Annotated in this window: 5 protein-coding genes; 1 reads left to right on the top strand and 4 read right to left on the bottom strand. The window is 63.6% G+C overall.

What is annotated here, in order from left to right; translation table 11 throughout:
• The 4 genes from L0G76_RS14330 to L0G76_RS14345 form a co-directional block, all read right to left on the bottom strand.
• The coding region (locus L0G76_RS14330; RefSeq protein WP_304357837.1) for an AMP-binding protein at positions 1–572 on the bottom strand (572 nt) is incomplete at its 3' end.
• 69 nt (positions 573–641) lie between these two features.
• Positions 642–1,388, bottom strand: a complete 747-nt coding sequence (locus tag L0G76_RS14335) for an SDR family NAD(P)-dependent oxidoreductase (RefSeq protein ID WP_304357838.1) — start codon at positions 1,386–1,388, stop codon at positions 642–644.
• Between the two features lie 88 nt (positions 1,389–1,476).
• Positions 1,477–2,622 (bottom strand): acyl-CoA dehydrogenase family protein, encoded by a 1,146-nt coding sequence (locus tag L0G76_RS14340; RefSeq protein ID WP_304357839.1) that lies wholly within the window; start codon positions 2,620–2,622, stop codon positions 1,477–1,479.
• A gap of 62 nt (positions 2,623–2,684) precedes the next feature.
• A complete protein-coding gene (locus tag L0G76_RS14345; RefSeq protein WP_304357840.1) occupies positions 2,685–3,512 on the bottom strand; it encodes an enoyl-CoA hydratase-related protein in 828 nt (275 codons plus the stop codon).
• Positions 3,513–3,830: 318 nt separating this feature from the next.
• On the opposite strand from L0G76_RS14345, the gene L0G76_RS14350 reads away from it, so the two are divergent.
• Positions 3,831–4,426, top strand: a 596-nt coding sequence (locus tag L0G76_RS14350; protein ID WP_304357841.1) for a hypothetical protein, incomplete at its 3' end; no start/stop codon positions are given.

Consider the following 4,426-nt stretch of genomic DNA (forward strand, 5'->3'; position numbering starts at 1 on the left):
TCTGTTCCCGCTGATTCATCCGCAGCGCCGCGTTCGAGGAAGTCCGTCCACCGTTCGAGTCCGGCTCGAGGTTCGAACGGTGATTCTCCGGGTGAGTCGAGGACGATCGTGTGGCGCAGGTCCGGCAGACCGTCTCTGAGGCGGTCGACCATGTCCGGGTAGTCGAACTTGCGGAACCGGCTGGGGACGAAGAGGACCGTGACGGCGGCCTTCTTCGCCATATATCCGATCTCCCGATCACGGTAGATCGGGATGAGGCCGTTCGTGACTGCCCCCGCTTTGAGTGCGCCGAGGTGAATGACCAACCACTCGTACCAGTTGGGCAGGTGGATGCCCACGACCTCACCGGGTTGCACACCGAGGTCGACGAGGGCCCTGGCACACGCCTCGGTGTCGGCGGAGAGCTGCCGATACGTGTGGCTTCCATAGGGATCTCGGGAGACGACCGAATCGGGGCGTTCGGCCGTCCAGTGCTCCAGGTGATCGAGCAGCGTCTTGTTCTCCCACGCGCCGGTCGAGGTGTGTTCCTTGATGAGGGCGTCGGTGAGGATCGTGTCGAATCGGGTGGGCATGTCAGGGCTCCTTTGCTCTGGTCTCGTGCCGGTGCTTGCGGATCGTTGTGGTGACTCGGTAAGAGAGGCTCAGGCCATGGTGAGCCCTCCGGAGACGGACAGGGTCTGACCCGTGACGTAGGTGGATTCGGGGCGGGCGAAGAAGGCAACGGCATTCGCCAGGTCCTCGGGATGGGCAAGGCGACGCATGGGTATCGCCTTCTCCAGAGCGGTGCGCAGCTTCGGGTTGTCCTCGGAGATCTCAGCGAAGAGTGGAGTGTCGGCCGGCCCCGGGCACACGCAGTTCGAGGTGATGTTGTGGCGTGCGACCTCGCGGGCGAAGGTCTTGGAGAAGGAGATGATGCCGCCCTTGGCCGCCGAATAGACGGCCTCACCGCTCGAGCCCACGCGTCCGGCATCGGAGCCGATGCTGATCACGGCTCCCGATTCGGCGGCGATCATGTGGGCCGCGACCGACTGCGTGCAGTTGAGGGTGCCGATGAGGTTGATGGCGATGACGCGGTCCCAGGTCTCGGCAGTCGAGTCCATGAAGGGTTCGACCTTGTCCCAGCCCGCATTATTGACGAGGACGTCGATGCGGCCGAAGGTCTCGATGACCTGAGCGGTCATGGCATCGACCTTGGCCCGATCGGTGACGTCGACAGCTACGCCGATGGAGTCGTTTCCCAGCGCCGAGGCGGTTTCCTGCGACTTCGTCGCGTCAAGGTCGGCAACGACGATGGTTGCCCCGTCCGCGGCCAGGCGAGTGGCGATGCTTTTGCCGATCCCGGAGGCGGCGCCGGTGACGATGATGATGCGGTTGTCCAGTGCAGACATAGTGGGTGTTTCCTTTCGGATGGTGCTGTTGTCAGATGTGCTGGTCAGCTGCCTTTGTCAGATGTGTGCTGGCCCAGATGTGTGCTGGTCAGGGCGCGTAGGCGCGTCCGGCGGATTCCCGGGCGATGACGAGCTTCATGATCTGGGCGGTCCCGTCCCCGATCTGCATGCCGAGCACGTCACGGAGGCGCTTCTCCACGTCACGGTTCCGCATGTAGCCGTTCTGACCGTGCAGGAGGAGGCATTGGTGGATGGCGTGGTAGGCCTCGAGCGGGGCCCACCATTTGCACATGGCCGCCTGTGAGGTGTGGGGCAGGCCCTCGTCGCCGAGCCAGAGCGTATTCAGGCACAGGAGCCTGGCCGCCGCCATCTTCGTTTCGGCCTCGGCCAGCGGAAACGAGACCCCCTGGAACGTCGACAGCGGCTGGTCGAAGGCCTCCCGGTCCTTCACGTACGCCCAGGCGTCGTCGATCGCTCGGGAGGCACTGCCCGTGCATTGCAGCCCGATGAGGGCACGGGAGAAGTCGAATCCCTGCATGACTTGGGAGAATGCGGCTCCTTCGGCACCGAGGAGGTGGTCGGCCGGGACCCTGACATCGCTGAAGTCGACGGAGCCGCGGGCCACAGCGGACTGTCCCATGTCGGTGATCGCTGTGCGAGTGGCTCCCGGAGCGTCGAGGTCGACGAGGAAGGCGGAGATGCCCTTCCCCCGCTTCGCCTGCGGATCGGTTCTGGCGAAGATGACCGTGGCTGTCGAAGTCATGGCCAGTGACATGGATTTTGTGCCGTTGATGATCCAATCGTCACCGTCACGCGTGGCAGTGGTCTGAGGGTTGCCGGCATCGGAGCCGGCCCCGGGTTCCGAGAGGCCGATGGCCACGGTCTCGGCACCCGAGGTGATGAGGCGGCAATAGTGCTCGGCCACCTCGGCGCTGGCGTTGCGGGCGATGACCTGCCCCATCAGCGATCCCACCACCTGCAGATATGCCACGTTGAGATCGCCCCGAGCGATCGCCTCGGTGACCAGTCCAGCAGCAACCTTCGACTGTCCCCGCCCGCCGAGGTGGGTCGAGAGCTCGGGGGCGATGAGTCCTGCACTCCCCAAATCCTGGGTCACATCGGTGCCGATGCGCCCGGCGGCCTCCCTTTCGCGTGCCTCACAGATGAGGCGCTCTTCGAACGTCGCTGCCTCATCGAGCAGCGCTTGGGCCCCTGGGGTGATTGCGAAGTCCACTGTGTTCCTCTGTTCTGGTCGGATGGTCGTCGTGTGGGCCGGTTCCGCTGATTGCGTGTGGTTCAGTACGCGTTGTCGAAGCCGCTGAAGTCCGGATCGCGCTTCTCGGCGAAAGCGGCGGCACCTTCATGAGACTCCGGTGAGTGCGCGTACAGGTCGAGGGCGCTCATGGCCAGATTCGTGAAACCTGTCTGCATCTCGGAGTCGGCATTGAACGACTGCTTGAGGAACCGCAGGGCCGTCGGCGCCTTGAGACCCAGGGCTCGGGCTCGTTCCTTGGCTCGGGGCATAAGCTGGTCGGCTTCGACGACCTCATTGGCCAGGCCCCACATCTCGGCCTTCTGGGCATCGATGAGTTCGCAGAAATACCACATCTCGCGTGCCCGCTTCTCGCCGACGATCCTGGCCAGGAAGGCTGTTCCGTATCCGGCGTCGAAGGATCCGACCTTCGGCCCGGCCTGTCCGAAGCGGGCATGGGCGGCGGCGATCGTGATGTCGCAGAGGGTGTTGAGGACGTTGCCACCGCCGATGGCGACACCATTGACGGCGGCGATGATCGGCTTCGGCACGGAGCGCATGGTCTTGTGCAGCTCCGAGATGCGAAACATCCCATAGCGGCTGGGACCGTAGTCGCCGGTCTTCGCCTTCTGCTTGACGTCGCCTCCGGCACAGAACGACTTCTGTCCCGAGCCGGTCAGGATGATTGAGCGGACCTGGTTGTCGCCCCAGGCCAGGGTCAGTGCCTCGATGAGTTCGTCGACAGTCTGCGAGCGGAAGGAATTGAACGAGTCGGGTCGATCGATGGTGATGACCGCATAGGTGTCCTCGACCTCGTAGAGGATGTCTTCGAAGTCCTGTGCGGTTCCCGCAGATTCGTGTGTGTTCGGCATCGTTGCCTCCTCAAGCTGGTTTCCCCGGCCATTCACAGTCACCGGGAGAATAATGAATCTATGTTCACACTCAGTGAACATTAGTTCAGAACGAAGGTCAATACCCTTGTCTCGATGATGCTCAGGAGGAGAATCGATATCACTTCTGCGGGTACGCGGGAGAACACGGTGCGGAGTGCGAGAATGTGATGGTAGAAACGTGCCTCGTGATTCCGTGGTCTGCGGTCTCCCCAGTGACCGCATCACCGGAGACCACTTCACCCCGGCCGACCGCATGGCCGGACACCGTGGCACCCGTGCACTCTCGACAGGACAGTGATGACTCAACCCCGCGAGATCGGACCGCAGCCCGCTGCCGGAGCGGAGATCGGCTCCCTCATCGGCGGAGCATTCGGCCTTGCCTTCCTCATCATCAACAGCTCGTCGTTCTCCACTTTGGGCCGAATCCTCGTCCTCGTGATGGGAATCGCGGCCTTCGCCGTCATCGCTTTCCTCGCAATCCGGAGGCTGGGCAGCAGGAGGCGGGCCCAGGTCTCCCCCGCTGGGTCGGACGGGTCGGTCAGATCAACCGAGGCAACCGACCCGGTCGAGGGACAGAATGAGTCCGCACCACGCCGGGCCGTGCCCTTCGGGCGCAGCTACTGGATCATCGTCGCGGTCGAAGCACTGGCACTCTTCGGCGGTTCCAGCCTGTTGAGCGGCCTCGGACATCCCGAGCTCGGAGTGGCCTGGGTGGCATTCGTCGTCGGCACCCACTTCTATGCGCTCGGCCACGTGTTCAAACTCAACCGATTCCATGTTCTCGCCACCGTCGTCACACTGTGCGGCATTGCCGGCTTCATCGCCTTCTTCGCTTCGATCCCAGCATTCATCCCGATCTTCAGCGGAATCTTCTCCGGATTCGCGCTCCTGGC

This window comes from Brevibacterium picturae (genome assembly GCF_030453725.1).
Taxonomy (GTDB): domain Bacteria; phylum Actinomycetota; class Actinomycetes; order Actinomycetales; family Brevibacteriaceae; genus Brevibacterium; species Brevibacterium sandarakinum_A.